Raw genomic sequence first — 24,777 nt, forward strand, 5'->3', positions numbered from 1 at the left:
GCAGGCGGCGAGCGTCGCTGCCGGCCCAGGGCCCAGTCACGGACACCCTAGGTGCCGGCGGCCGCCAGGGCGCCCGCCCAGGATGGCCACCCACGCCCCGGCTGGCTGGTTGCCCGGCCCGAGGGTGAACAGGGCCCGGCCGGCAGCCACCAACGCGAAGGCGGCGGGCCCGCCGGCCACGACCGTCACCGGCCGCCGTACGGCCGAGCCAGCCACCGGCGACAACAGGCGGGTCGCGGCCCGCCAGGCTGCTCCGGCGCCGGCCACCGCCCAGGTCATGCCGCCCCCTGCTCCTGGCGGCGGCGGCGGACCTCGGTCTTGAGCACCTTGCCGGTGGGGCCCAGGGGGAGGCTGTCCCACACCTCCACCGTCCGGGGCCGCTTGTAGGAGGCGAGCCGGGCCCTGCAGAAGCCGGCCAGTTCGGGGCCGGTGACCGCCGCCCCGGGGCGCAGCACGACCACAGCCCGCACGTCCTCGCCCAAGCGCTCGTCGGGCACGCCCACCACGGCGGCCTGGGCCACGGCTGGGTGCTCGTGCAGCACCCGTTCGACCTCGGCCGGGTAAACGTTGAACCCGCCCCGGATGACAATGTCCTTCTTGCGATCGACCAGGTGCAGGGCGCCGTCGCCGTCCCAGGTGCCGATGTCACCCGTGCGCAGCCAGCCGTCCGGGCACGACTCGGCGGTGGCCGCCGGGTCGCCCAGGTAGCCCCTCATCACGCCGGGGCCGCTCACAAGGACCTCGCCGGGCACTCCGGGCTCGCCCACCTCGGCCCCGTCGTCGCCCACCAGGCGGACCTCGGTGCCGGGCAGGGGGTAGCCGACCGAACCCGGGGCGCGGGGACGGCCGGGCACGGTGAAGCTCACGACGGGCGATGTCTCTGACAACCCGTAGCCCTCGATCACGGCCACCGCGAAGCGTCGCTCGAAGGCCTCCATGACGGCCGCGGGCATGGCCGCCCCGCCCGACACGCACCACCGCAGGGAGGGGAGGCGGGTATCAGGGCCGGCGGCCGCCAACAGGGCGGCGTACATGGTCGGCACCCCGCCGAAGAAGGTCACCCCGTGCGCCTCGATGAGCCCGAGGGCGGCGGCCGCGTCGAAGCGGGGTAGCAGTACCAGTGAGCCACCCACGGCCAGCACGGCGTTGTGCATGACGGTCATGCCGAAGGCGTGGAACAGGGGCAGGGCCACCAGGGCGACGGTCCCGGAGCCGAGCGACACCAGCCCGGCCGCCGCCCGGGCGTTGTACAGCAGGTTGGCGTGGGTCAGCTCGGCCGCCTTGGGCCGGCCCGTGGTGCCCGACGTGAACAGCAGCACTGCGGTGTCGTCGGGCCGGCTGGGGAAAGGCCCGTCCACGGGGGTGGCCGCCCCCACCACCGCCACCAGGTTGTGCCAGCCCTCGGGAGCGGACAGGTCGGCCAAGTCGGCCCGGGCGATTACGAGGGAGCGGGCACGGGGCGCCCGGGCCGCGGCTTCGGCGGCCACAGCCGTGAACGTCTCCCAGGCAACCACCACGGTGGCCCCCGACAGCTCCAGGTGGTAGGCCAGCTCGTCGGCCGTTAGGAGCGGGTTGATGGGCACCACCGGGTGGCCGCCGTAGAGGGCGCCGAAGTAAGCGACCGTGAAATGAGGGACGTTGGGCAGCAGCAGGGCCACGGGCTCGCCCGGGCGGGCGCCCAGGCCGGCCAGGGCACCCGCGAACATGCGGGCCATGGTGTCGACGGTGCCGTAGTCGAACGAACGGTCGCCCACGACCAAGGCGGGACGATGAGGGTGGGCAGCGGCCGGACCGGCCAGGACGGAGACGAGGTTGGTCGCAGTGGTCATAGGACCAGCGTGAGCCGCGGGGGGCGCGCCCGCCTAGGCGGGCCAACCCTCATTTCCCCCTAGGGGGCGGGCCCGGGAATTGGGGGCGAGCCCGCCTTCCGGCCGGGGAGGCCGCGGCCCGATGCTGGGCGCATGCACACCGCACGCCCTTCGCCCCGCCCCTCGCCCCGCCCCTCGCCCCCTCCCGTGCCCCGTCGCGCGCCGGCGGGCCGGCCCTCGCCGGCCGCCATGGCCGCGGCCACGCCCGCGGGCCGCGACCGCTACGTCGACTTCCTGCGGGTGGCTTCGATGGTGGTGGTCGTCCTCGGGCACTGGCTCATGGCCGTGGTGGTGTTCGAGGGGGGCCGGCTACGGGCGTCGAACGTGCTCGAGACCGTCCCCGACGCCCGATGGCTCACCTGGGCTTTGCAGGTGATGCCCCTGTTCTTCGTGGTCGGCGGCTATGCGAACGCCGCCTCGTGGGCCGCCGCCGGCCGTGACGGCCTGGGCTACGGGACCTGGCTAGGGACCCGCCTGGGCCGCCTCGTCCGCCCCGCCCTGGTGTTCGCAGCCGTGTGGTCGGCCCTGGTCTTGGCCCTCCGGGCCACCGGGGTCGACCCCGGGGCCGTGCGGGCCGGTTCGATCGCCCAGCCCCTGTGGTTCCTGGCCGTCTACGTGGTGGTCGTGGCCTTGGCCCCGGCCGCCGTGGCCGTTCACCGGTGCTGGGGAGGGTGGGCCGCGGTGGCCCTGGCTGCCACGGTGGCGGCCGCCGACGCCGGGCACCGGGCTCTGGGGCTGCCCCTGGTCGTGTGGGCCAACCTGGCCGCCGTGTGGCTGTTCGCCCACCAGCTGGGTGTGATCTGGCGGTTGGGGCTGGTGTCCACCTGGTCGAAGGGACGGCTGCTGGCGATGGCCGTCGGCGCGCTGGTGGGCCTCGGGGCCCTGTGCGGCGGTCTTGGCTACGCCGTGTCCATGGTCGGGGGCACCGACGAGGGCTGGTCGAACACGTTCCCGCCGTCGTTCGCCCTCGTGGCCGTGGCCGTGTGGCAGTTCGCCACCGCTTTGGCCCTGCGGCCGGTGGCCGACCGCTGGCTGGCCCGGCCCCGGGCGTGGACGGCCGTGGTGGCCGCCAACGGTCTGGCCATGACCGTCTACCTCTGGCACATGACGGCGTTGCTGGCCGTCTCGGCCCTGACCCTGCCCACCGGCCTGCTGCCCGAGACGCCCACTGGGACGGCGGCTTGGTGGGCGTGGCGGCCGGTGTGGGTCGCCCTGTCAGTCGCCGCCCTGGTGCCGCTGGTCGCCGTCTTCGCACGCACCGAGGCCCCGGCCCCCCGGGGCGCCCGGGCGGCGGCGGCCGTCACCACCACTCGTGCCCTCGTGGCCACCGGGCTGGCGGCCGGGGGCATGGCCGTGCTCGCCCGCCACGGGTTCACCGCCCCGGCCATGCCCTTGGGCGTGCCCGTCGTCGCCCTCGCACTGGTCGCGCTGGCCTACCGCCTCCTGTCCCCGGCCCACCAATGACGAAACCCGCGCGGGAATCGTGGGCGAAACGCCCACGATTCCCGCGCAGGTTTCGCGGGGTTCTCGCTTAGCGGACGTCGAAGCGGTCGAGGTTCATGACCTTGTCCCAGGCGGCCACGAAGTCCGCCACGAACTTGCCCTTGGCGTCGTCGCACCCGTAGACCTCGGCCAGCGCCCGGAGCTGGGAGTTGGACCCGAAGACCAAGTCGACGGCCGTGGCCGTCCAGCGGACCTGGCCGGTCGCCCGGTCGCGGCCCTCGTAGACGTTCTCGGACGAGACCGACGGCTTCCACTCCGTGCCCATGTCGAGCAGGTTGGCGAAGAAGTCGTTGGTGAGCGTGCCCGGGCGGTCGGTGAACACGCCGTGGCCGGCCTGGCCGTGGTTCGCCCCCAATGCCCGCATGCCGCCCACCAGGACGGTCATCTCCGGAGCGGTGAGCGTCAGCATGTTGGCCCGGTCGACCAGGAGCTGCTCGGCCGGCAGCTTCTCGCCCGCTCGCAGGTAGTTGCGGAAGCCGTCGGCCGTGGGCTCCAGGACGGCGAAGGACTCCACGTCGGTCTGGTCCTGGGAGGCGTCGGTGCGCCCCGGGGTGAACGGGACCGAGACGTCGTGGCCCGCGGCCCGGGCCGCCTGCTCCACGGCCGCGCACCCGCCCAGCACGATCAGGTCGGCCAGCGAGACCCGCTTGGCCCCCGACTGGGAACTGTTGAACTCCTGCTGCACCGACGCGAGGGCCTGGAGAACGGTGGCCAGCTCGGCCGGCTGGTTCACGTCCCAGTCCTTCTGGGGGGCCAGGCGGAGGCGGCCGCCGTTGGCCCCGCCCCGCATGTCGGTGCCCCGGAAGCTGGCGGCCGCCGCCCAGGCGGTGGTGACGAGCTGGGAGACCGACAGCCCGGTGGCCAGTACCCGGGCCTTGAGGGCAGCGACGTCGTCGGGCCCGACCAGCTCGTGGTCGACGGCCGGCACCGGGTCCTGCCACAGCTGGGGCTCGGGGACCCACGGGCCGAGATAGCGCGAGACCGGGCCCATGTCACGGTGGAGAAGCTTGTACCAGGCCTTGGCGAAGGCCAGGGCGAACTCGTCGGGGTTCTCGTGGAAGCGCTTGGAGATGGGCCCGTAGACGGGGTCGAGCTTCAGGGCCAGGTCGGTGGTCAGCATCATGGGGGCGTGGCGCTTCGACGGGTCGTGGGCGTCGGGCACGGTGCCCTGGGCCTCGGGGTTGGTGGGCGTCCACTGCTTGGCCCCCGCTGGGCTGGTCGTCAGCTCCCACTCGTAGTTGAACAGGTTGTCGAAGTAGCCGTTGTCCCACTTCACGGGGTCGTTGGTCCAGGCTCCCTCCAGGCCGCTGGTGAGCGTGTCGGCGCCCTTGCCGGTGCCGTAGGTGTTCAGCCAGCCCAGGCCCTGGTGCTCGACCGGGCAGGCCTCGGGCTCGGGGCCGACGTACTCCGCGCCGACGGCCCCGTGGCACTTGCCGAACGTGTGGCCGCCGGCGATCAGGGCCACCGTCTCCTCGTCGTTCATGGCCATGCGGGCGAACGTCTCCCGGATGTCACGGGCGGCGGCCAGGGGGTCGGGGTTGCCATTGGGCCCCTCGGGGTTCACGTAGATGAGCCCCATTTGCACGGCCCCGAAAGGCCCGGTGAGCTCCCGCTCGCCGACGTAGCGCTCGTCGCCCAGCCACGTGTCCTCCGGGCCCCAGAAGATCTCCTCGGGCTCCCAGATGTCCTCGCGCCCGAAGCCGAACCCGAACGTCTTGAAGCCCATCGACTCCAGGGCGACGTTGCCCGCGTAGACGATCAGGTCGGCCCAGGAGATCTTGGCCCCGTACTTCTGCTTGACGGGCCAGAGCAGGCGCCGGGCCTTGTCGAGGTTGGCGTTGTCGGGCCAGCTGTTGAGGGGGGCGAAGCGCTGCGAGCCGTCGCCCCCGCCGCCCCGGCCGTCGGCGATGCGGTAGGTGCCCGCCGCGTGCCAGGTCATACGCACGAACAGCCCGCCGTAGTGGCCGTAGTCGGCCGGCCACCACTCCTGCGAGGTCGTCAGCACCTCGACGATGTCGCGCTTGAGGGCGTCGAGGTCGAGGCTCTTGAGCTCCTCGGCGTAGTCGAAGTCCTCACCCATGGGGTTGGCGCGGGGCGAGTGCTGGTGCAGGACGTTGAGGTCGAGCTGGTTGGGCCACCAGTCCTTGTTGGTCCGGGGCCGGCCGGGGGCCGGCTCAGGGGACGGGATTACCGGGTTCTCGCTTTCGCTGCCGCGGTCAGACACGTCGGTCAGTCTCCTCTCTGTGAGCTCTAACGGTGGTTGCTGGGGTTCCAGGGGTTGAAGAGGCACAACCGGGGCACCGGCCCCAATAGATCACCTCGGCTTCGTCGATCTCGTAGCCCGCGCCGTCGGCGGCCGTCAGGCAAGGGGTATAGCCGACGGCGCAGTCGACGTCGACCATGCGGCCGCAGGACCGGCAGATCAGGTGGTGGTGGTTGTCCCCCACCCGGTCCTCGTAGCGGGCCGGGGACCCCGCGGGCTGGATGCGCCGGAGCAGCCCTCTGTCGGTGAGGGCACCCAGGGCGTCGTACACGGCCTGGCGGCTGATGGCACCGATGCCCGCCCGCACGGAGTGGCAGATGTCGTCGGCCGTGCTGTGGGGCCCGTCGGTGACGGCCTGCAGCACGGCCAGCCGCTGGGCCGTCACGTGCAGGCCGTGAGTGCGGAGCAGAGCTTCGTGGCCGGCCGGTGAGTCGTGGTCCATCCGCTCCGACCCTAGCGCACTACTGGACCAAGTCAAGATCCGGCCACAGACCAGTTTTCCGGGGCGGCCGGGGTTGGTGGGCGCTGAGGGGCTCGAACCCCCGACCGCCTCCTTGTAAGGGAGGTGCTCTACCAGCTGAGCTAAGCGCCCCGTAGGTCACGAGGCTACCGAGCCGAGCACGGGACCATCCCCGTTCGGCGCGGCCCGCGCCGTTACTGTCGGACGGCGTGAGCGACCGTAGTCGTGGGGGCATGGTCGACGACCTGCTGCGCCGGTACCTGGTCGAGATCGGGGGCCATGGGCTGCTCACGGCGGCCGAGGAGGTCGAACTGGGCGGGGCCATCGCCGACGGGCGGGTGGCCGAGGCCCGGTTGGAGGCGGGGCGGCCCCAGGCCGGGGACCCAGAGGCGGCCGAGGCCGGCCGACGGGCCCGCCAGCGGTTCATCCAGGCCAACCTGCGCCTGGTCGTGTCGATCGCCAAGCGGTACCAGGCCGCCGGGCTACCGCTGCTCGACCTCGTCCAGGAGGGCAACCTGGGCCTGATGCGGGCGGTGGACAAGTTCGACCACCGCAAGGGCTTCAAGTTCTCGACCTACGCCACCTGGTGGGTCCGCCAGTCCGTGACCCGGGCCATCGCCGACAAGGGCCGCACCATCAGGGTGCCGGTCCACATGATCGAGACCGTCGGCCAGGTCAACCGTTCCACCGTCCACCTGGCACGGGTACTGGGGCGCGAGCCGACCCTGGGGGAGATCGCGGCGGCCACCAACCTCACGCCCAACAAGGTCGTTGAGGCCCAACGCCTGGCCCCCGATCCCGTCTCGCTCTTCGCCGAGGTGGGCGACGAGGACGCCGAGCTCGTCGACTTCCTGGCCGACCCTACGGTCCAGGGCCCGGCCGAAGCGGCCGTGGCCTCCATCGAGCTCCAGGAACTGCGCGCCGTGCTCACGTCGCTCTCGGACCGGGAGCAGCGCGTGCTGGAGATGCGCTTCGGCCTGGACGGGGACCGGCCCCGCACCCTCGACGAGGTGGGGCGGGAGTTCCGGGTGACCCGCGAGCGGGCCCGCCAGATCGAGGCCAAAGCCCTGTCCAAGCTGCGCCACCCCTCGACGCCGGTGGCCGCCGGTCAGCTCCCGGGCTGAGCCGGTCGCCGGGGGGCGGGTGGGCGGTTGGCCCGGCCGATCTGGATGAGGGCGGAGGCGGCCTCGTCCTGGAGGGCGGGCAGGCCGTCGGGCGGGAACCAGCTCACCTCCACGATCTCGGGCGACTGCGGGCGGGGCCAGGCGGCCGCCGCCTCGTCGACCGGACGGGCCCCGAAGATCACGTCCACCCGCCGGGCATGGGCGTCGACGACCACCTTGGGGTTGTCGCCGACCACGACCTCGACCCCGACCTCCTCGCCCGTCTCCCGGCGGGCGGCATCGGCCGGGGCCTCGCCCCGCTTCAGGAACCCGCCCGGGAACCCCCAACCCTGGCGGTAGCTGTTGCGGATGAGCAACAGAGAGCCGTCGGAGCGTTCGATGACCACGATGGCGCCCACCGAGTAGGACGGCGTGGCCCGGCGGACGACGAACTGGCGCACAGGCTGGGGCAGGACCCGCCAGGTGCGGAACCCGAGGCGCTGCAGGGCGTTACCCTCCTCGCCCCCCACTCAGCCCGCCGACAGGCGCAGGGCAAGGGCTTCGTCGAGCAGGGGTGCGGTGGCGGCGGCCACGACCGACCGGCGCACGCCCTCGTCGCGGGTCACCAGTTGGCGGCCCCACGGTTCGGCCACCACCGCCCCCGCTTCCTGGCACACGAGCAGCCCTCCCAGGTAGTCCCACGGGCTGTGGGCGTCGCGGCTGAAGTCGACATAAGCGTCCAACGAGCCCGACGCCACCGAGCAGATGTCGAGGGCGGCCGCCCCCATCGCCCGCACTTGGCGCCAGGGCCCGGGGACGGGCGGGCACGACGTCACCCCCACGATGGCCTCCGACAGCGACTCGGCCGCCGTCGGGCCGGTCGGCGAACCGTTGAAGGTCGCCCCCCCGCCCTTGACCGCTTCCCAGCGGTCGCCGGTGGCCAGGTTGACGACCAGCGCGGCCTGGGGACCGTCGGGGCCCACGGCGCACAGGCTGGTGGCGAACCACGGCAGGTGGCGCGAGGCGTTGGACGAACCGTCGACCGGGTCGAGGGCCACCCACACCTGGCGGTCGGGGTGGTGGAGGCCGCTCTCCTCGCTGAGCACTCCCAGGCCGGCGGAAGTCAAGACCGTCACCGCCGCCTCGTCGGCCACCAGGTCGAGGCTGTACTGGCCCTCACGGCGGCCCGACGGCCCCCAGTCGTCGACGGTGGCCATGGCCAGGCGCACGGCCTCGGCCGCCTCGCCCAGCACGTCGAGCAGCGTCCCGTCGGCCAGCATGGCCTGGACGCTACAGCGGTGGGGACGGCCGGCGGCGCGGGCCTGGCCTACGCTCGGGCAACTGTCCATGAACCGTCAGAGGAGGTCTGGGCGCTGGCCGCCATCGATGTCGCCGGGTTCGTCGCCGAACTGAAGGACCACGCCGTCGACCACGGCTTCCACGTCCATGACGAACGGCACTTCGTGGAGACCTACTCACTACGCCAGGTGTGGGAGGTCGACCTCCACCCCGAGGAGGGCTGCGGCGGGCCGGTCGACCTCCACCTCGCCCTGGAGGTCGAGCCCCGCGTGCTGCTGGCCTTCGAGGACGTGGTGGCCGAGCTGCCCGACGAGGACGAGCCGGCCGACGACTACCACTTCCCGCTCATCTTCACTTGGGCGCTGCCTCCCCTGCCCAAGGGCCCCGACCTGCTCGTGCTGGCCACCGACCTGGCGGGCGTGGGCGGGCCCGACCTGGCCCTGGAGGTGTCGGCCATCGACTCGTTCGCGTCGGTCACCGACGCGGCCGAGCGCACGCTCACGGTCGTGGCCCGCCAGCAGGTAAGCCTGGCCCAGGTCCTGGCGGGCGAGGAGCAACTGTGCGAGGTGCTCGAACGGTGCCTGGGAGTGAGCCGGTTCCTGCTCGAGCACGCCCCGTCCTGGGGGGTCTGACCCGGCGGCCCCGCCGTCAGGCCACCGTCACCTCGATCTTCATCCCCGCCGACCAGTGCCCGGGGACGTGGCAGCCGATGACCAGCCGCCCCGGGCCGCCGAACGTGTAGACGTGCTCGCGCGTCTGGTTGGGCCCCACCGCTGGGCCCACCCGCCGCCCCCGGCGGGCGGCCAGCTCCTTCTGGACTGCGTCGTCGCCGAAGGCGGCCTCGTGGGGGACGCGGCCGTCGTTGGTGAAGACGAACCGGACCGTCGACCCGGCCGCCACGGTGAGCGCCTCGGGCTTGAAGGCGATGTCGACCATGCTCACCTCGATGGTCTGGTCGACCGGGCCGGGCGGGGTCGTCGGCCCGGCCGACGCTCCCCCGTCGCCGCCCCCGCACCCGGCCGCCAGAAGGGCTGTCACGGCCAGACCGGCCAGGCTGCGTCCACAGGTTCTACCCAAGAAATGCTCCCTTGACTTGTTCGCCGTCGTGGGTATCATGATGCCTGGAGTCCCGAGCGGGCGACCAATGAGCGGCTTTCGGGTCGGTCGGAGGAGACTTGCTTGGGGCTCCGCTTTTTCGTTCCCGGGCGCCCCGGTGGTCCGCGGCAGCCCAGGGTTGCACTGGTAGCCTTCGGGGCCGATGGCGTCACCGGAGCCCTTCGCCGACCGGCTGCGACGGCTACGGGCCCGCGAGCACCTGACCCGCGAGGGCCTGAGCGTGCGCACGGCCGAGCTCGATCCCCAGCGCCCGGTCTCGGTGGCCATGATCGCCCTGATGGAGGCCCGCTCCCGGCCTTACCGGCTGCCGACGCGGATGTCGACCCGGGGGTTGGCCATCGTGGCCGTGGCCCGCGCCCTCAACGCCCCCCTCGACGACCTGCTGGCGTGCTTCTCCCCCGACGAGCTGGCCCGGTCGTGCTTCGCCAACCACGCCCTGGCCGCCGGCCCGCCGGCCTCGGCCCCGGGAGGCCTGGCCGCCTTCATCGCCTCCCTGCCGGCCACCGCCGAGGAGCTGCTGCGGGTCCCGGGCGTGGCCCGGCTGACCAACCAGGAGGCCTTCGCCTACCTGTTCGCACTGGAGCGGGAGTACCCCGGGCTCGAGGTCCTGGTGGGCGACGAGCCCCCCCTGTTGTTCGTCGACGACGAGGACCTCGACCGTTGGGTGGCGGGCATGGGCCTCGACGAGGCCGACGACACCACCTTCCGTGCCCTGTTCGCCGACTACCAGGCCCACTTCCGCAACCTGGCCCTGCGGGGCCGCAAGCGCTACCAGGTGGCCCTCAACAAGCAGACGTTCGCCGCCTTCCTGTCCCGCAAGAGCCCCAGGCGGGCAGCCGAGCTGGTCGACGACATGATCGCCGTGCTGGCCGAGGCGCCCTTGTTCCAGCTCTTGCTGGTCGACTACCCCCGCCCCCCCGACGAACTGGAGATCATCTCCTTGCACAACCAGGTGCCGGCCGACTTCGCGGGCACGCTCAGCGTCGTGATCCGCCAGACGTCGCGCCACTCGGCCTCCATCGAGTACTCGCTCATACCCATGCCCCAGACCTACATGTCCCTGTCACGCGACATCGCCGAGGCCAACCGGTGCTGGTCGATCGGCCTCGACCAGTACGAGTCCCGCCACCGGCTGGCGGGCGGGGGCGAGTGGTCGGGGGCGTCCAACGAGACGACGGCCCAGCTCCTCAAGGAAGTCCTGGCCAGCGTCCTATGAGCAGCGGGACGGGCGGCGGGACGGGCGGGGAGGCCGTCCGCCTCGACCGGGAGCTGGTCGACCTGCTGCGCTGCCCGGCCGAGGGGGGCGGGTCCCTGGCCGCCGACGGGGACGACCTCGTGTGCCCCGAGTGCGGCCGGCGCTTCCCGGTGAGCGACGGCGTGGTGTCCTTCCTCAGCGCCCAGGAGCTGAGCGACCAGGACCACCGCGAGCGGGAGATGCGCGACGAGGAGAGCTCGTGGTACGACGCCATGTTCGAGGGCTACACCAACGCCGTGGAGGTGCCGGCGGCCGTGAGCCGGGTCGGCCGGCCCACCGGCCCCATCCTCGACGCCGGCTGCGGGACGGGCCGCATCACCGAGGCCCTGGTCGCGCTGGGCCAGCCCGTCGTGGCCGTCGACTACAGCGGCGTGTGCCTGCGGCGGATGCTGGAGCGGGTCAAAGGGGCCAGGGTGCTGGCCGTCCAGTCCGACCTGCGGGCCATCCCCTTGGCCCCCGGGTCCATGGCCGCGGCCACGTGCATCGAGGTCTACTCCCAGCTTCGGGCGCCCGACCGGCGCCGGCTGCTCGACAGCTTGGCCCGGGCGCTGGCCCCCGGTTCGCCCCTGTCCATCACCGCCTTCAACTACAACCTGCTGTTCCGGGCGTGGAAGCTGAAGGGTAACCAGGGGGCGCGAACTGGCGAGCACATGCTGGGCGGTGACTACTTCTACCACCGGTTCACCCGCGACGAGCTGAGCGCCGAGATCGGGGCCGTCTTCGAGGTCGACGAGGTCACGGGCATGCGCAACATCCCGGCCCGCACGATCTCGGCGGCCCTCGGCAAGGTCGGCCTGACGGGCGCCGGGGACCGCTTTCTGTCCTACATGGTCGAGCGGGGCCACCGGGCCGACACCGCCCTCGAGCGCAAGCCGGCGTTGTCGGGGGTCACCGGCTTCTTCTGGCAGGTGCGGGCCCGTCGCCGCTAGCCGGTAGCCTTGGGCGGCACCGCCCGGATGGTGTAATCGGCAGCCACGATGGACTCAAAATCCATTGCTCGAAAGGGCGTGCGGGTTCGAGTCCCGCTCCGGGCACGGCGACCTGCGGCCGGCCAGGTCAGGCGCCGGGTCAGCGACGTTCGTCGGGGGGGAGCGTCGAGGGCCCGACGTGCTCGGCCAGCCACCGGTCGAGGGGGGCGGCGGCCTCGATGAAACCCACGATGCGGGCCTTGGCCGCCTTGGTGCCCAACCAGGCCGCCGGGGGCCACTGCTTCCAGGCGATGAGGCCCTTGTGGCGCAACAGGGCGACCCGGGGGTGGTCCTTGGGGTAACCCCGGGGGGCGGTCTTGAGCGAACCGTGGCCGGTCACCTCGATCCCGGCCCGGGCCAGCTCTCCGACCACCGCTTCGAGGGCCGGGCCGGTCGTGCCGTCGTCCACGGCCCGGCGGTAGCGGTCGAGCTGGTCGGCGGCCATCACGTACATGCCCCGGCCCGCGCCCAGCCCGTGGACGTCGACCTGGACGTAGGCCACCTCGCCCACCATGGCCCCGATGTTGGTCTTGTAGGGCGACTTGTCGGCGCTGAAGCGCATGTCGCGGTTGGGCCGGAACACCTTGCCCGGCCCGTAGTCGGCCGCCAGCTCGGCCAGCAGCTCGTCCATAGGGCCGCGGACGGCCCGGTCGTAGACGTCGCGATGGGCCACCCACCACGCCCGGGAGTTGTCGGCTTCGAGGCCCTCGAAGAACTCCAGGGCCTCGGCCGGCCACCCCCTGAACGTCACCGCGGCAGGGTACCGGGATGGAGGTCGCCGGGCCCAGGCGGTACCTTCGGGAGAAGTGGAGACCATCCCCCTCAAGACCGACCTCCTGGTGCCGGGCGACGACATCGTCGATGTGGCCCGCCGGGCGCTCGACACCGCGGGGGTCAAGCCCGAGGCCACCGACGTCCTCGCCATCTCCGAGAGCCCCCTGGCCATCACCCAGGGCCGCATCGTCGACATCGACAAGGTGAAGCCCGGGGTGGCGGCACGCGTGCTGTGCCGCTTCTTCGATTTCGACAGCAGCCTCTCGACCCCCTACGCGGCCCAGACGGCCATGAACGAGGTCGGGCAGTGGCGGTTCGTGCTCGCCTTCGTGGTGGCCGCCCCCGGGCGCCTGATCGGGCGGCGGGGCGACTTCTACCGGCTGGCCGGTCGCCAGGTGGCGTGGATGGACGACGTCCCGGGCACCATGCCCCCCTACACCCAGCACATCATCCTCGGCCCCGACGACCCTGCGGGGGTGGCCCGGCGGGTGGCGGGCGAGCTGGGCTGCGGGGCCGCGGTGGTCGACGCCAACGACCTGGGTTACGTCGAGATCTTGGGGGCGTCGGCGTTCTTGGACCGGGCCGCCCTGGCCGAGGCCCTGCGCCCCAACCCCGCGGGTAACGACGACCAGCAGACCCCGCTCGTGCTCGTGCGGCTGGGCCGGCGGTGAAGCGCCTGCTGGTCATGGGCCTGCCCGCGGCTGCCGCCCTGGTGGCCGGGGGCTGGGCCGCTTTGGTCAGGGCCCAAGGCGACAGCCTCATGGCCGTCGAACCCTCTGAGCTCACCGGGATCAGCCAGCCGCCGTCGACCACCGGCCCGGGCCTGTCCGTCCACGGCGAAGCGACCATCCGCAACCAGGGCAAGGCGGGCGGGGTCGTCCACCGCGTCGAGGGGCGCCTGGTGGGCGGTGGCCCGGGCCGGGTGCTCGTGACCCGCAAGGACAGCGCCACCCCCGAGCGGGGCTGGTGGCGGTCGCTGTGCCTCACCCCCGGGGAGGCATGCGTGGCCGAGGTCGACATCGAGCTCGACGGTCCCCCCGAGGGCCCGCTGGTCGTCGAGCTCGACGTCCACGAGATCGGCCGCCGCCTCAAGGTCCAACGGGTGGCCCGCCTGGCCGTACCGCTGCCGGCCCCGGCGGCCGCTACCGCAGGGCCTTGAGCAGGTTGGCCGACGTGTCCTTGGGCGACACCTTGTACCAGGCGTGCTCCACGTTGCCGGCCTCGTCGACCAGGAAGGCCGACCGGATGATGCCCATGTACTTGCGCCCGTAGAGGCTCTTCTCGCCCCACACGCCGTAGGCCTCGGCCACCGCGTGGTCGGGGTCGGACAGCAGCGGGTACCCGAGCCCGTACTTGGCGTCGAACTTGGCCTGGGCCGCCGGCTTGTCGGGGCTGATGCCGACGACGGCCGTGCCTGCGATGTCCCCGGCCACGTCCCGCAGGCCGCACGCCTGGGCCGTGCACCCGGGCGTGCTCGCCTTCGGGTAGAAGAAGATCAGCGTGCGCACCTTGGCCTCCGACAGCGTGAAGGGCTCGCCCTTCTGGTCGAGCAAAGTGAAGTCGGGGGCCTTGTCACCGGGTCCGAGAGCCATCCGGTCACCGTAGGCGCCCGCCGGGGGATGGCGCACCGGGGACAGCGCCCGGGCCGGTTCGCAGAGGCCCTTGGACCGGAGGTCTGCGTGATCTCGGGTACGGCTGCTGCTCGTTCGGCCCGCTGCCGCGGGGGTGGCAGGCGCCCGCGGTCGGGGCGCCTCGCCCGTCAGTCGGGAGCCGGGACCGGATCGGCCGTGGCCGGGGCGGCGGGGGCGGCGGGGGCGGCGGCCTGGGAGTGGAAGCCACCGTCGACGTGGACGACCTCGCCGGTGGTGGCCGGGAAGAGGTCCGACAGCAGGGCCACGCACGCCTTGGCCACCGGGGCGGCGTCGCGGGTGTCCCAGCCCAGGGGGGCTCGGGCCTCCCACGTGTCCTCGAAGAGGGAGAACCCGGGGATGCTGCGGGCGGCCACCGTGCGCAGGGGGCCGGCCGACACCAGGTTCACCCGTACGCCCCGGGGGCCGAGGTCGCGGGCCAGGTACCGAGAGGTCGACTCCAGGGCGGCCTTGGCCACGCCCATCCAGTCGTAGCCGGGCCACGCCTGGGTGGCGTCGAAGTCGAGCCCCACGATCGACCCGCGGCCCGCTCGCTGCATGAGGGGCAGGACGGCCTCGGCCAGGGCCTTGAGCGAGTAGGCGGACACGTGCAGGGTGCGGGCCACGTCGTCCCACCCGGCCCGCAGGATGTCGCCGCCCAGGCACGTCTCGGGGGCGAAGGCCACGGCGTGGACGGCGCCGTCGAGCGACCCCCAGCGGCCGGTCAGGTCGTCGGCCAGGGCGGCCAGGTGCGATGGCTCGGTCAGGTCGAGCTCGAGCACGTCGGCCGGGCGGGGCAGGCGCCCGGCGGCCCGCTTGGTTATCGACATGGCCCTCCCGAACGAGGTCAGCACGATGTCGGCGCCGTGCTCCTGGGCCTCACGGGCGATCGAGAAGGCGATGGAGGACTCCGCCAGCACCCCGGTGACCAGGATGCGCTTTCCGTCGAGCAGGGCGGTCACGGGCGGTGGCTCCTCATAGGGGTGTGTTCGAGTGGCGGGCGGCGCGGTGGTGGGCCGCCCGCTTAGTCGCCAGGGTGGCCAGGGCGGCGGCCAGCGCCCGCCGGGTGTCGAGAGGGTCGATGACGTCGTCCACGTAACCCCGCTCGGCGGCCACCGCCGGGGTGCACAGCCGGGCCGCGTACTCGGCGGCCAGCTCGGCCTGGAGGCGGGCGCGCTCGTCGGGGGCCTCGACGGCCGCCAACCGCTTGCCGTGCAGGATCTGGACGGCGCCGGCCGCCCCCATGACGGCGATCTCGGCCGTGGGCCAGGCCAGGCAGATGTCGTTGCCCAGGCCCTTGGAGTCCAGCACGATGTAGGCGCCGCCGTAGGCCTTGCGCATGACCACGCACAGCCGGGGGACGTTGGCCTCGGCGTAGGCGTGGACCAACTGGGCGCCGTGGCGGATCATCCCCCGCCACTCGTGGTCCTTGCCGGGCTGGTAACCCGGGCAGTCCACGAACGTGATCAGCGGTAGCCCGAAGGCGTCGCACGACTGGACGAACCGGGCGGCCTTGCGGGAGGCGTCGATGTCGAGGGTGCCGGCCAGGTGGCAGGGCTGGTTGGCGACCACGCCTACGGCCCGGCCGTCGAGGCGCCCGTAGGCGATGACCACGTTGGCCGCGTAGTCCTCGCGCACCTCGAGGAACGAGCCCGCGTCGAGCACGTCGCCCAGCACCTCACGGACGTCGTAGGAGGCCGACGCGCTGGCCGGCACGGCGTCGGCCGCGGCCCGGCAGGGGCGGTCGACCACGTCGTCGGTGGGGCCCATGGGCGGGTCCTCGAGGAAGTTGGAGGGCAGGTAGGAGAGCAGGTCGGCCACCGCCCAGCGGGCGTCGTCCTCGTCGGCCACGACCATCGAGGCCAGGCCGCTGCGCCGGAGGTGGACGTCGGCCCCGCCCAGGGCCTCGTGGTCGGTCACCATCCCGGTGAAGTCGGCCACGGTCTGGGGGCCGTTGAGGTAGGCGAACGACTCGGTGGTCATGACCACGTGGTCGGCCAGCCCCAGCAGCAGGGCGGGCCCGCCCACGCACGGCCCGGTGACCACCAGGACGACCGGGACGGCCCCCGAGGCCCGGGCCAGGGCGGAAGCCGTCCGTCCCCAGGCGTGCAACGACGCCAGTCCCTCGCTCACGTCCGCCCCCGACGTGTCGAGCTCGCCCACCACGGGCACGCCCGTCTCCAGGGCCAGCTCCACCAGGCGCTCGATGACCTCGCCCTCGGACGGCCCGATGGCCCCCCGGTGCTTGCCGCCGGCCAGGCGGAACCAGGCCACCGGCCGGCCGTCGAGCTCGGTCAGCGACGCCTGGGCCGCCCCTCCCCGGCAGGCGGTGACCGGGACGGCCGGGGCCGCGCCGATCACGTCGGGGGCGGGCCCAGGACCAACGAGGCGTTGTGGCCGCCGAACCCGAACGAGTTCGACACCACCGGCCCGGGAGCCACCTCCCGGGGCGAGCCCGAGACGACGTCGATGGCCAGATCGGGGTCTTCGCGCTCGTGGTTGGCGGTGTGGGGCACCACGCCGTCGCGCAGGGCCAGGAAGGCGGCCACCGCCTCGATGGCCCCGGCCCCGGCCACCAGGTGGCCGGTGACGCCCTTGCCCGAGGTGACGGGCACGGCCCGCTCGCCGAAGACCTTGGTGACGGCCGACGCCTCGGAGGCGTCGTTGAGCGGGGTCGAGGTGCCGTGGGCGTTGACGTGGGCCACGGCCGGCGGCTCCAGGCCGGCATCGGCCAAGGCCCCGAGCATGCAGGCCGCCGCCCCTGCGCCCCCGGGAGCGGGGGCGGTGATGTGGTAGGCGTCGCTGGTGCGGGCGTAGCCCAGCACCTCACCCCAGATCCGGGCGCCCCGGGCCACGGCGTGGTCCCACTCCTCGAGCAGCAGGAACCCGGCGCCCTCCCCCATCACGAAGCCGTCACGGTCGGGGTCGAACGGGCGGGACGCGTGCCGGGGGTCGTCCACCCGGCTGGACAGGGCGCCCATGCGCCCGAAGGCCGACATGGCCAGCGGCGTGATGCACGCCTCGGTGCCGCCGGCCAGGACCACGTCGGCCGCCCCGTGGCGGATGAGCAGGGCACCCTCGCCGATCCCGTGGGACCCGGCCGCGCAGGCCGTGGTGACGCACAGGTTGGGCCCCGTCCACCCCATCTTGAGCCCGACCGTGCCAGCGGTGGCGTTGGCCATCATCATGGGCACCAGGTAGGGGCTGACCCGGCCCGACCCCCGCTCGAACAGGTTGCGGTCCTGCTCCTCCAGGGTCATGAGCCCGCCCACCCCACTGCCCACGAACACGCCGCAGCGGGCCGGGTCGGTGGTGCGGGAGATGGCCTCGCCGCCGGCGTCGGCGAAGGCGTCCATGGCCGCGGCCAGGCCCAGCTGGGTGCAGCGGTCGGCGTGGCGGGCCTCTTTGAAGTCGAGGTAAGGCGAGAGGTCGAACTCGGGGACCTCGCAGGCGAACCGGAAGGGCTCGGGCAGGATGGTGGCATCGAAGCGGCGGATGGGCCCGGCGTTGGACCGCCCGGCCAGCAGCGACGCCCAGTAGGTCTCCAGGTCGGTGCCGGCCGGGGTCTTGACCCCCATGCCCGTCACCGCCACCCGCCGGCGCCCTCCGGGGGCGGGCTCGGTCACCCGGCGGCGCCCTTCTCGGCCGGCGTGCCCGCCATCTCCAGCACGAGGTCGGCAGCCTGGCCGATGGTGGTGATGCCCTCCAGCCTCTCCTCGGGGACCTTCACCTCGAACCGGTCCTCGACCGCCATCACGAACTCGACGAGGCCCAGGCTGTCCACATCGAGGTCCTCGTCGAAGCGCGCGCCCTCGCTCACCTGGTCACGGCTGACGCCCAGCAGCTCCACCGCGACGTCCGCCAGACCTGCAAGTACTTCCTCGCGCTCCATCGATCTCCTCCGACTTCTGTCTCCCGACGACCCTTCGACTCGGGTCGGCCAACTCTAGTGACGCTTTCCCCCGGTTATTTCACCCCCGGGTCAGTGGCCCATGCCCAGGCCGCCGTCGACGGGGATGACGGCACCGGTGACGTAAGCGGCCGCGTCCGAGCACAAGAAGGCGACCACGGCGGCCACCTCCTCGGGCGTTCCGAACCGGGCCAGGGGGGTCTGGCGGGCCATCTCCTGGCGGCGGGCTTCGGGCAGGGCGTCGGTCATGGCCGTCGAGATGGGCCCGGGGGCCACCACGTTGGCCGTCACGTTGCGCGAGGCCAGCTCCCGGGCCACCGACCGGGTGAGGCCGATCAGGCCGGCCTTGGCCGCCCCGTAGTTGACCTGGCCGGCCGACCCCGACATGGCCACCACCGAGCTCATGGTCACGATCCGGCCCCAGCGGGCGCGCACCATGCCCGCCGAGGCCCGCCGGACGGTGTTGAAGGCCCCGGTCAGGCTGGTGGTTATGACCTCGTCCCACTGGCTGTCGTCCATGCGCAGCAGCAGGCCGTCGCGGTTGACCCCGGCGTTGGACACGACCACCGTGGCCCGGTCCGCCCAGCGACCCTCGACCTCGTCGAAGGCGGCGTCGACCGAGGCCCGCTCGCGAACGTCGGCCCTGACGGCCCACGCCTCCCCGCCCTCGGCCTCGCACCGGGCCACCGTGGCGGCCGCACCGTCGTGGTCGTGGCCGTAGAGGACGGCCACCCGGTGGCCACCGGCGGCCAAGGCCACCGCGCAGGCCCGCCCGATGCCCCGAGACGCGCCGGTGACGACGGCGATCCGGCCGGCGGCTGCGGCCGCGGCCGCGGCTGCGTCAGGCGTCAAACCGCGCCCCGCAGGCGGGTGCGGGCCGCGCCCCCCAGGCCGGCCAGGCCTCCCAGGCCACCGAGACCGGCCCGGGCGGCCTCGGGAACGGGGTCGAGAGGACCTGGAGCTTCCCCCGTCCACCGCAGCACGGCGCTGGCCCACGACATGCCCGCCCCGAACCCCGACAGCAGCACGAGGTCACCGGGCTGGATGAGGCCGGCGTCGGCCGCCTCGGCCAAGGCCAGGGGCACCGACGCGGCCGACGTGTTGCCGTAGCGGTCGATGTTGACGAAGGCCCGTTCGGGGGCGATGCCCAGCCGGGCGGCGGCCGCGTCGATGATGCGGGCGTTGGCCTGGTGGGGGACGAACAGGGCCACGTCCGAGGCGCGGGCGCCGGCCTGGGCCAGGGTGCCCTCGGCCGAGTCGACGATGGCCCGGACGGCCCGCCGGAAGACCTCCTGGCCCTCCATGCGCAGGTAGTGCTGGCCGGACTCGACGGTCTCGACGGTGGCCGGCATACGGCTCCCGCCTGCGGGCAGGGTCAGCAGGTGGGCGGCCGCCCCGTCACAGCCCAGGTCCCAGGCCAGCAGGCCTGGTTCCTCCGACGGGGTGACCACCACCGCCCCGGCCCCGTCACCGAACAACACGGCCGTCGAGCGGTCGGTCCAGTCGGTGATGCGCAGCAGGGTCTCCGAACCGATCATGAGCACGGCGTCGAGGCCGGCCGTCCCCACCAGCGAGGACGCCAGCACCAGGCCGTACACGAAGCCCGAGCAGGCGGCGTCGACGTCGAAGGCGCCGCAGCGCAGGTCGAGCCCGTCCTGCACGTAGGCGGCCGTGAACGGGATGGGCTGGTCGGGGGTGACGGTGGCCACGATGCAGGCCCCTATGTCGGCCGGGGTGAGGTTGGCCCGCTTGATGGCCGCGGCCCCGGCGTCGATGGCCAGGCTGGCCGTGGTCTCGCCCGGCCCGGCCACCCGGCGCTCACGGATCCCGGTTCGCTCGACGATCCACTCGTCGCTGGTCTCGACCCGGTCGACCCAGTCCTGGTTCGTGAGCCGGCCCTCGGGGACGGCGATGCCCCAGCCCGTGACGGCCGCGTGTCGCCCCGGCGGTGGTGTGAACCGCTGGGGGCCGTTCACACGCTGCGGAGCCAGGCGACGGGCTGGCCCTCGCGGACCCGCTCGCCGGCATGGGCCATCAGGCCCATGAGGAACCCGTTGAAGGGGCTGCGCACCGGGGTCGACTGGCCGGCGCCGTCGACGAACCCGATCACCTGCTCGGCGTCGAGGGTGTCGCCCTCGGGTGCCGCCCCGCCGTTGGGACGGAAACGGCCCGCGGCAGGCGCCACGATCACCCGCTCGGGTACCGCCAGCCGTTCGCCAGTCTCGATCGTCAACAGACCTCCAGGGGGGTTCGAACGGTTTCGGCATCGGCGGGCACGGCCACGTTACGGACGGGCACGCCGGTCAGCGTGCGGCGGGCCAAGCCGGCCAGCACGTTGCCGGGACCGACCTCGACGAGCGAGGTGGCTCCCAGGCGGGAAAGGGTGAGTAGGCACTCCCGCCAGCGCACGGGCGAGACGAGGTGGTCGGCCAGTTGGGCCGGCCACACGGACGGGTCGGTGTGGGCGCGGGCATCGACGTTGGACACGACCGGGGCCGAGCCGGCCCGGAAGGGGGCGGCCGCCAGCGCCGGGCGCAGGGCCTCGGCCGCCTCGGCGAACAAGGGGGTGTGGAAGGCGCCACCCACGTTGAGAGGCACGACCCGGCGGACGCCAAGGTCCCGGGCCCGCTGGCAGGCCGCCTCCAGGCCGTCGGGGGAACCGCCGATCACGACCTGGCCGGGGGCGTTGTCGTTGGCCACCCAGGCCTGGGGGTGGGCGGTGCACGCGTCCTCGGCCTGGTCCAACTCGGCCCCGATCAGGGCGGCCATGCGCCCGGGGTGGCGGTCGACGGCGTCCTGGGTGGCCCGCGCCCGCTGGGCAGCCAGCACGACCCCGTCCTCCAGCGACAGGGCCCCGGCCGCCACCAGGGCCGTCAACTGCCCCAGGGAGTGACCGGCGAAGGCCACCACCGGGCCCTCGCCGTCGCCCAGCGCCAGCTCGCCGGCCACCATGTCCCAGGCCATGAGCGAGCACAGCAGGACCGACAGCTGGGCTTCGAGGGTGCGGGCCAGGACCTCAGCGGGGGCTTCGAGGAGCAGGTCGCCCAGGGGCCGTCCCAGGGCGGCCTCGGCCCGCTCGACGACCGTCCAGTGCGGGGTGGCGCGCCACACGGCGCCCATCTGGGCGTGCTGCGTCCCCTGGCCGGGGAAGATGACGGCGGTTCCCACGCGGATTTGCCCCTCGTCCATCTGAAAGTACGAGCCCGACGCATGTGACCCCCCGGGGGGCGCGAGGGTTACAAACGGGCGACAGGGCGCGTCACGAGGCGTCGAGGCTGGCCCGAAGACTGGCCACGAACTCGGCCGCGCCCGACGGCCCGGCACCCTCGAGGACCCTTCTGACCAGGGCCGATCCCACGATCACGCCGTCGGCGAAGCCGGCCGCCTCGGCCGCCTGGGCAGGCGTCGACACGCCCACGCCCAGCAGCACCGGCTTGTCCGTGCACGCCTTGAGGCGCCTGCCCATGACCGCCGCCTGGCCGCTCAGGGACTCCCGCTCGCCGGTCACGCCCATCACCGCCACCCCGTAGACCCAGCCCTGGGACCGCCCGCAGATGACCGCCAGCCGGTCGTCGGGCGTGGTGGGAGCAGCCAGCAGCACGGTCTCCAGTCCGGCGCCGGCCGCCGGGCCGGCCCACTCGTCGAGCTCGTCCACCGGCAGGTCGGGGAGGATCACCCCTCCGACCCCGGCCTCGGCCAGGGCGGCCGCGAACCGGGCCGCACCGGGGCGCAGCACCACGTTGGCGTAAGTCATGACCACCACGGGGACCTCGAGGTCGAGCCCGGACAGCCCGGCCACCACCGACCCGGGGGTCGCTCCCGCGGCCAGGGCCCGGGCCGAGGCCTCCTGGACGGTCGGCCCGTCCATGACGGGGTCGCTGAACGGGATGCCGACCTCGACGGCGTCGGCTCCCGCCTCGGCGATGGCCGAGAGGACATCGAGCCAGTCCGCCCCCAGCCCACCCGTCACGTAAGGGACCAGGAGCTTTCGCCCCCGTTCCCGCTTGGCCCTCAGGGCCGCCTCTATGGGCCCGATGGCCATGGACGCCGACAGTAACTGCTGGCGGCGTCCCTCTCAGGTGGCCGAGCGCCGGCCCCGGCGGGCCCGGCGGGCGGCAGGGGCGGGGGCCTGGGCCTGGCCGTCGCCGGCCGGGGCCTGGCCGTCGGCCGGCGGGGCCTGGTTCACCAACGGGGCGGGCCGAGGGGGCGGGGCGGCGGCCGCCAGTTCGCGGTAGCGGGCCTGGAACTGGTCGATGAGGGTTCGCAGGCCCTCGAGGTCGTCGGACGCCTGGTCGAGCGCGGCCCGGCCCTCGTCGGTCAGCTCGTAGACCCGGGGGACGGGACCGGACTGAGGGGCCGACCAGGCCGAGGTGACCAGGCCGGCCTCCTCCAGCATGCGCAACTCCCGGTACACCGGGCCGGGGCCAGCCAGGTCGAAACCCCACTGCTTGAGCCTGTCGGTGACCTCGTAGCCGTGGCTCGGGTTCTCGCCCAGCAGCAGCATGAGACATCCCGTCATGAACGGGCGCCTCTGCACAAGCCTGTTCTGCATCGAGTGGGCCTCCACCGCCGCCTTGCCCCCAGGTCGTCTCTATATGTGGAAGGCCTACAGTACATCCACGAGTAGCGCCCGCAAGTCGGTAACCCCGCGAAACCCGCGCGGGAATCGTGGGCGATCCGCCCACGATTCCCGCGCAGGTTTGCGTTGGGCGGGTTACAGGTCGGGCCCGAGCAGGCCCATGATCTGTTCGACGTCCTTGTCGCCCCGGCCCGAGAGGGTGAGCAGGACGGTCGATCCCTCGGGCAGGGCCGGGGTCCGGGCCGCCCGGGCGACCCAGGCCAGGGCGTGGGACGGTTCGAGGGCGGGCAGGATCCCCTCGGTCTCGGCCAGCAGCCGGAACGCCCCCAGCACCTCGGCGTCGTCGGCGGCCACGTACTCAGCCCGGCCCACCGACGACAGGTGGCTGTGCTCGGGGCCGACCCCGGGGTAGTCGAGCCCGGCCGAGATGGAGTGGGCCTCCATGACCTGGCCGTCGGCGTCCTGGAGCAGGTAGGACCGCGACCCGTGGACCACGCCCGGTGCCCCCTTGCCGATGGCCGCCCCCCCTTCGGTCTCCACGCCCACCAGGCGGGCGCCGGTGCCCACGAAGCCGGCGAACGTGCCCGCGGCGTTGGACCCTCCCCCCACGCAGGCCACGACCACGTCGGGGGCCCCGCCCCCCAGGAGCGACCGGCACTGCTCGCGGGCCTCGTGGCCGATCACGCTCTGCAGCTCGCGCACCATCCACGGGAACGGGTGGGGCCCCATCACCGACCCCAGGCAGTAGTGCGTCGTCTCGACCGACGCCACCCAGTCCCGCAGGGTCTCGTTGATGGCGTCTTTGAGCGTGCAGCTCCCGGACGTGACCGGGGTGACGGTGGCCCCCAGCAGCCTCATGCGGAACACGTTGAGGGCCTGGCGCTCCATGTCGACCGAGCCCATGTACACCTGGCACTCCAGGCCGAAGAGGGCGCAGGCCGTGGCCGTGGCCACCCCGTGCTGGCCGGCGCCCGTCTCGGCGATGACCCGGCGCTTACCCATGCGGGTGGTGAGAAGGGCTTGGCCGAGGACGTTGTTGATCTTGTGGGACCCGGTGTGGGCCAGGTCCTCGCGCTTGAGCAGCAGTCGGACTCCCAGCCGCTCGGACAGTCGGCGGCACTCGGTGACGGGCGTCGGCCGGCCCGCGTAGTCCCGCAGCAAGCCGTCGAGCTCGGCCCGGAAGGACGGGTCGGCCCACGCCGAGCGGAAGGCGTCCTCCAGCTCGGCGCACGCCGGCACCAACGACTCGGGCACGTAGCGCCCGCCGAACTCCCCGAAGCGCCCGCCCGGTCCAGGCTCGGCCATCAGCGCCATCACGTTCCTCCCATGTCCCAGTCGTAGGGCGCCAGCTCGTCGCCGTCGCCGTCGCCGTCGCCGTCGTCGCCGTCGCGTTCGGGGGCGGCGGCCCGGGCCGCGGCCACGAAGGCCCGCACCTTCACTGCGTCCTTGCGGCCCGGGGACGACTCCACGCCGGTGGCCACGTCCACCCCCCAGGGATGGACCTGGGCGATGGCCTGGCCCACGTTGGCGGGCGTCAGTCCGCCGGCCAGGATCAGGCGGATGCCGTCGGGGACCTCGGCCATGCTCCAGTCGAAGACCTGGCCCGAACCGGGCGTGGCCGCGTCGAGCAGCACGGCGTCGGGCCGGTACTCGGCCGCCCGGGCCACGGCCGGGTCGCCGGCCGGGAAGGCCTGGATGAGCAGGGGCACCCGCTGGCGAACGTAGTGGGCGTCGGCCGGGGTCTCGTGCCCGTGGAGCTGGGCGGCCCGCAGGCCGATGGTGTTGACGATCTCGACCACCCGGGCGGGCGCTTCGTCGCGGAACACGCCCACGGTCAGCACCTCACGGGGCAGCCGCTTGACTATGTCGGCCACCGTCTGGGGCTTGACCTGCCGGGGCGACGGCGCGAACACGAACCCCACGGCGTCGGCCCCCATGGCCACCGACAGCAAGGCGTCCTCCTCGCTGGTCGTGCCGCAGATCTTGACGAACATCCCGTCCGACGGTAGCCGGGCGCCAGACCTCACCAACCGGTGCGCCGCACGCGCCGT

28 protein-coding genes and 2 tRNA genes are annotated in these 24,777 nt (G+C 73.6%); 8 read left to right on the top strand and 22 right to left on the bottom strand.

The genetic code is table 11. The features are described from left to right. Positions 1-36 precede the first annotated feature (36 nt). Both AB1673_04335 and AB1673_04340 read right to left on the bottom strand, forming a co-directional pair. Positions 37-279 (bottom strand): hypothetical protein, encoded by a 243-nt coding sequence (locus AB1673_04335; GenBank protein MEW6153208.1) that lies wholly within the window; start codon positions 277-279, stop codon positions 37-39. Continuing rightward, the gene (locus AB1673_04340) at positions 276-1,829 is read right to left on the bottom strand and encodes an AMP-binding protein (protein MEW6153209.1); all 1,554 of its coding nucleotides are present in this window, start codon (positions 1,827-1,829) and stop codon (positions 276-278) included. The genes AB1673_04335 and AB1673_04340 overlap by 4 nt, the downstream gene beginning before the upstream one ends. Positions 1,830-2,015: 186 nt before the next feature. Between AB1673_04340 and AB1673_04345 the strand changes: the two genes are divergently transcribed. Then, a complete protein-coding gene (locus AB1673_04345; GenBank protein ID MEW6153210.1) occupies positions 2,016-3,332 on the top strand; it encodes an acyltransferase family protein in 1,317 nt (438 codons plus the stop codon). 67 nt (positions 3,333-3,399) lie between these two features. On the opposite strand, the gene katG is transcribed toward AB1673_04345, so the two are convergent. From katG to AB1673_04360, 3 genes are all read right to left on the bottom strand, one after another. Beyond that, positions 3,400-5,595 (bottom strand): catalase/peroxidase HPI, encoded by a 2,196-nt coding sequence (gene katG, locus AB1673_04350; protein ID MEW6153211.1) that lies wholly within the window; start codon positions 5,593-5,595, stop codon positions 3,400-3,402. Further along, positions 5,588-6,076 carry a Fur family transcriptional regulator gene (locus AB1673_04355; protein ID MEW6153212.1) on the bottom strand — a complete coding sequence of 163 codons (489 nt, stop codon included), beginning with the start codon at positions 6,074-6,076 and terminating at the stop codon, positions 5,588-5,590. The genes katG and AB1673_04355 overlap by 8 nt, the downstream gene beginning before the upstream one ends. A 74-nt stretch (positions 6,077-6,150) precedes the next feature. After that, positions 6,151-6,226, bottom strand: a tRNA-Val gene (locus AB1673_04360). Between the two features lie 77 nt (positions 6,227-6,303). On the opposite strand from AB1673_04360, the gene AB1673_04365 reads away from it, so the two are divergent. Next, complete coding sequence (locus AB1673_04365) at positions 6,304-7,218, top strand: sigma-70 family RNA polymerase sigma factor (GenBank protein ID MEW6153213.1); 915 nt, start codon at positions 6,304-6,306, stop codon at positions 7,216-7,218. On the opposite strand, the gene AB1673_04370 is transcribed toward AB1673_04365, so the two are convergent. After that, positions 7,203-7,727, bottom strand: coding sequence for an NUDIX hydrolase (locus tag AB1673_04370; protein MEW6153214.1), 525 nt, complete (start codon positions 7,725-7,727; stop codon positions 7,203-7,205). The genes AB1673_04365 and AB1673_04370 overlap by 16 nt on opposite strands. After that, on the bottom strand, positions 7,728-8,477 hold the full coding sequence (locus AB1673_04375; protein MEW6153215.1) for an inositol monophosphatase family protein: 750 nt from the start codon (positions 8,475-8,477) through the stop codon (positions 7,728-7,730). Between the two features lie 18 nt (positions 8,478-8,495). On the opposite strand from AB1673_04375, the gene AB1673_04380 reads away from it, so the two are divergent. Beyond that, the gene (locus AB1673_04380) at positions 8,496-9,128 is read left to right on the top strand and encodes a hypothetical protein (protein MEW6153216.1); all 633 of its coding nucleotides are present in this window, start codon (positions 8,496-8,498) and stop codon (positions 9,126-9,128) included. A gap of 16 nt (positions 9,129-9,144) precedes the next feature. On the opposite strand, the gene AB1673_04385 is transcribed toward AB1673_04380, so the two are convergent. Continuing rightward, on the bottom strand, positions 9,145-9,573 hold the full coding sequence (locus AB1673_04385; protein ID MEW6153217.1) for a plastocyanin/azurin family copper-binding protein: 429 nt from the start codon (positions 9,571-9,573) through the stop codon (positions 9,145-9,147). Positions 9,574-9,754: 181 nt separating this feature from the next. Between AB1673_04385 and AB1673_04390 the strand changes: the two genes are divergently transcribed. The 3 genes from AB1673_04390 (at position 9,755) to AB1673_04400 (ending at position 11,901) form a co-directional block, all read left to right on the top strand. Continuing rightward, positions 9,755-10,828, top strand: coding sequence for a hypothetical protein (locus AB1673_04390; protein MEW6153218.1), 1,074 nt, complete (start codon positions 9,755-9,757; stop codon positions 10,826-10,828). Further along, the gene (locus AB1673_04395) at positions 10,825-11,796 is read left to right on the top strand and encodes a methyltransferase domain-containing protein (protein MEW6153219.1); all 972 of its coding nucleotides are present in this window, start codon (positions 10,825-10,827) and stop codon (positions 11,794-11,796) included. Before AB1673_04390 ends, AB1673_04395 begins: the two co-directional genes overlap by 4 nt. Positions 11,797-11,817: 21 nt before the next feature. Continuing rightward, positions 11,818-11,901 (top strand) — tRNA-Leu (locus tag AB1673_04400). A 34-nt stretch (positions 11,902-11,935) separates the two neighbouring features. On the opposite strand, the gene AB1673_04405 is transcribed toward AB1673_04400, so the two are convergent. Continuing rightward, the gene (locus AB1673_04405; GenBank protein ID MEW6153220.1) at positions 11,936-12,586 is read right to left on the bottom strand and encodes a DUF2461 domain-containing protein; all 651 of its coding nucleotides are present in this window, start codon (positions 12,584-12,586) and stop codon (positions 11,936-11,938) included. A gap of 55 nt (positions 12,587-12,641) precedes the next feature. On the opposite strand from AB1673_04405, the gene AB1673_04410 reads away from it, so the two are divergent. Together AB1673_04410 and AB1673_04415 are read left to right on the top strand one after the other, a co-directional pair. Continuing rightward, positions 12,642-13,280 carry a coenzyme F420-0:L-glutamate ligase gene (locus AB1673_04410; GenBank protein ID MEW6153221.1) on the top strand — a complete coding sequence of 213 codons (639 nt, stop codon included), beginning with the start codon at positions 12,642-12,644 and terminating at the stop codon, positions 13,278-13,280. After that, the gene (locus AB1673_04415) at positions 13,277-13,768 is read left to right on the top strand and encodes a hypothetical protein (protein ID MEW6153222.1); all 492 of its coding nucleotides are present in this window, start codon (positions 13,277-13,279) and stop codon (positions 13,766-13,768) included. The genes AB1673_04410 and AB1673_04415 overlap by 4 nt, the downstream gene beginning before the upstream one ends. Here AB1673_04415 and bcp read toward each other — a convergent pair. The 13 genes from bcp to AB1673_04480 form a co-directional block, all read right to left on the bottom strand. After that, positions 13,752-14,201 (bottom strand): thioredoxin-dependent thiol peroxidase, encoded by a 450-nt coding sequence (gene bcp / locus AB1673_04420; GenBank protein ID MEW6153223.1) that lies wholly within the window; start codon positions 14,199-14,201, stop codon positions 13,752-13,754. The two genes, AB1673_04415 and bcp, sit on opposite strands and share 17 nt — an antisense overlap. Positions 14,202-14,368: 167 nt before the next feature. Beyond that, positions 14,369-15,199, bottom strand: a complete 831-nt coding sequence (fabI, locus tag AB1673_04425) for an enoyl-ACP reductase FabI (protein MEW6153224.1) — start codon at positions 15,197-15,199, stop codon at positions 14,369-14,371. Between the two features lie 13 nt (positions 15,200-15,212). After that, entirely contained in the window at positions 15,213-16,598 is a 1,386-nt protein-coding gene (locus tag AB1673_04430) for a carboxyl transferase domain-containing protein (protein ID MEW6153225.1), read from the bottom strand. Next, entirely contained in the window at positions 16,595-17,863 is a 1,269-nt protein-coding gene (gene fabF, locus AB1673_04435; protein MEW6153226.1) for a beta-ketoacyl-ACP synthase II, read from the bottom strand. Before fabF ends, AB1673_04430 begins: the two co-directional genes overlap by 4 nt. Then, complete coding sequence (locus tag AB1673_04440) at positions 17,860-18,129, bottom strand: acyl carrier protein (GenBank protein ID MEW6153227.1); 270 nt, start codon at positions 18,127-18,129, stop codon at positions 17,860-17,862. The genes fabF and AB1673_04440 overlap by 4 nt, the downstream gene beginning before the upstream one ends. A gap of 90 nt (positions 18,130-18,219) precedes the next feature. Then, positions 18,220-18,999: a 3-oxoacyl-ACP reductase FabG gene (gene fabG, locus AB1673_04445; GenBank protein MEW6153228.1), complete on the bottom strand. Its 780-nt coding sequence runs from the start codon at positions 18,997-18,999 to the stop codon at positions 18,220-18,222. Then, positions 18,996-20,123 (bottom strand): beta-ketoacyl-ACP synthase III, encoded by a 1,128-nt coding sequence (locus AB1673_04450; GenBank protein ID MEW6153229.1) that lies wholly within the window; start codon positions 20,121-20,123, stop codon positions 18,996-18,998. The genes fabG and AB1673_04450 overlap by 4 nt, the downstream gene beginning before the upstream one ends. Further along, on the bottom strand, positions 20,120-20,380 hold the full coding sequence (locus AB1673_04455; GenBank protein ID MEW6153230.1) for a hypothetical protein: 261 nt from the start codon (positions 20,378-20,380) through the stop codon (positions 20,120-20,122). The genes AB1673_04450 and AB1673_04455 overlap by 4 nt, the downstream gene beginning before the upstream one ends. Then, positions 20,377-21,315 (bottom strand): ACP S-malonyltransferase, encoded by a 939-nt coding sequence (locus AB1673_04460; protein MEW6153231.1) that lies wholly within the window; start codon positions 21,313-21,315, stop codon positions 20,377-20,379. The genes AB1673_04455 and AB1673_04460 overlap by 4 nt, the downstream gene beginning before the upstream one ends. A gap of 91 nt (positions 21,316-21,406) precedes the next feature. Continuing rightward, a complete protein-coding gene (gene trpA / locus AB1673_04465; GenBank protein ID MEW6153232.1) occupies positions 21,407-22,189 on the bottom strand; it encodes a tryptophan synthase subunit alpha in 783 nt (260 codons plus the stop codon). Positions 22,190-22,222: 33 nt separating this feature from the next. Continuing rightward, on the bottom strand, positions 22,223-22,666 hold the full coding sequence (locus tag AB1673_04470) for a PadR family transcriptional regulator (GenBank protein MEW6153233.1): 444 nt from the start codon (positions 22,664-22,666) through the stop codon (positions 22,223-22,225). Between the two features lie 195 nt (positions 22,667-22,861). After that, positions 22,862-24,031, bottom strand: coding sequence for a tryptophan synthase subunit beta (gene trpB / locus AB1673_04475; GenBank protein MEW6153234.1), 1,170 nt, complete (start codon positions 24,029-24,031; stop codon positions 22,862-22,864). A gap of 8 nt (positions 24,032-24,039) precedes the next feature. After that, on the bottom strand, positions 24,040-24,720 hold the full coding sequence (locus tag AB1673_04480; GenBank protein ID MEW6153235.1) for a phosphoribosylanthranilate isomerase: 681 nt from the start codon (positions 24,718-24,720) through the stop codon (positions 24,040-24,042). Between the last annotated feature and the right edge of the window lie 57 nt (positions 24,721-24,777).

Source organism: Actinomycetota bacterium, from assembly GCA_040754375.1.
Taxonomy (GTDB): domain Bacteria; phylum Actinomycetota; class Acidimicrobiia; order Acidimicrobiales; family AC-14; genus JBFMCT01.

What these genes read in the sequence shown, in the direction of transcription:
- AB1673_04355 (MEW6153212.1), bottom strand. Translation starts at nt 6,076, where the DNA reads ATGGACCACGACTCACCGGCCGGCCACGAAGCTCTGCTCCGCACTCAC.
- AB1673_04375 (MEW6153215.1), bottom strand. Translation starts at nt 8,477, where the DNA reads ATGCTGGCCGACGGGACGCTGCTCGACGTGCTGGGCGAGGCGGCCGAG.
- AB1673_04480 (MEW6153235.1), bottom strand. Translation starts at nt 24,720, where the DNA reads ATGTTCGTCAAGATCTGCGGCACGACCAGCGAGGAGGACGCCTTGCTG.
- AB1673_04470 (MEW6153233.1), bottom strand. Translation starts at nt 22,666, where the DNA reads ATGACGGGATGTCTCATGCTGCTGCTGGGCGAGAACCCGAGCCACGGC.
- trpB (MEW6153234.1), bottom strand. Translation starts at nt 24,031, where the DNA reads ATGGCCGAGCCTGGACCGGGCGGGCGCTTCGGGGAGTTCGGCGGGCGC.
- bcp (MEW6153223.1), bottom strand. Translation starts at nt 14,201, where the DNA reads ATGGCTCTCGGACCCGGTGACAAGGCCCCCGACTTCACTTTGCTCGAC.
- AB1673_04340 (MEW6153209.1), bottom strand. Translation starts at nt 1,829, where the DNA reads ATGACCACTGCGACCAACCTCGTCTCCGTCCTGGCCGGTCCGGCCGCT.
- AB1673_04335 (MEW6153208.1), bottom strand. Translation starts at nt 279, where the DNA reads ATGACCTGGGCGGTGGCCGGCGCCGGAGCAGCCTGGCGGGCCGCGACC.
- trpA (MEW6153232.1), bottom strand. Translation starts at nt 22,189, where the DNA reads ATGGCCATCGGGCCCATAGAGGCGGCCCTGAGGGCCAAGCGGGAACGG.
- AB1673_04395 (MEW6153219.1), top strand. Translation starts at nt 10,825, where the DNA reads ATGAGCAGCGGGACGGGCGGCGGGACGGGCGGGGAGGCCGTCCGCCTC.
- AB1673_04440 (MEW6153227.1), bottom strand. Translation starts at nt 18,129, where the DNA reads ATGGAGCGCGAGGAAGTACTTGCAGGTCTGGCGGACGTCGCGGTGGAG.
- AB1673_04390 (MEW6153218.1), top strand. Translation starts at nt 9,755, where the DNA reads ATGGCGTCACCGGAGCCCTTCGCCGACCGGCTGCGACGGCTACGGGCC.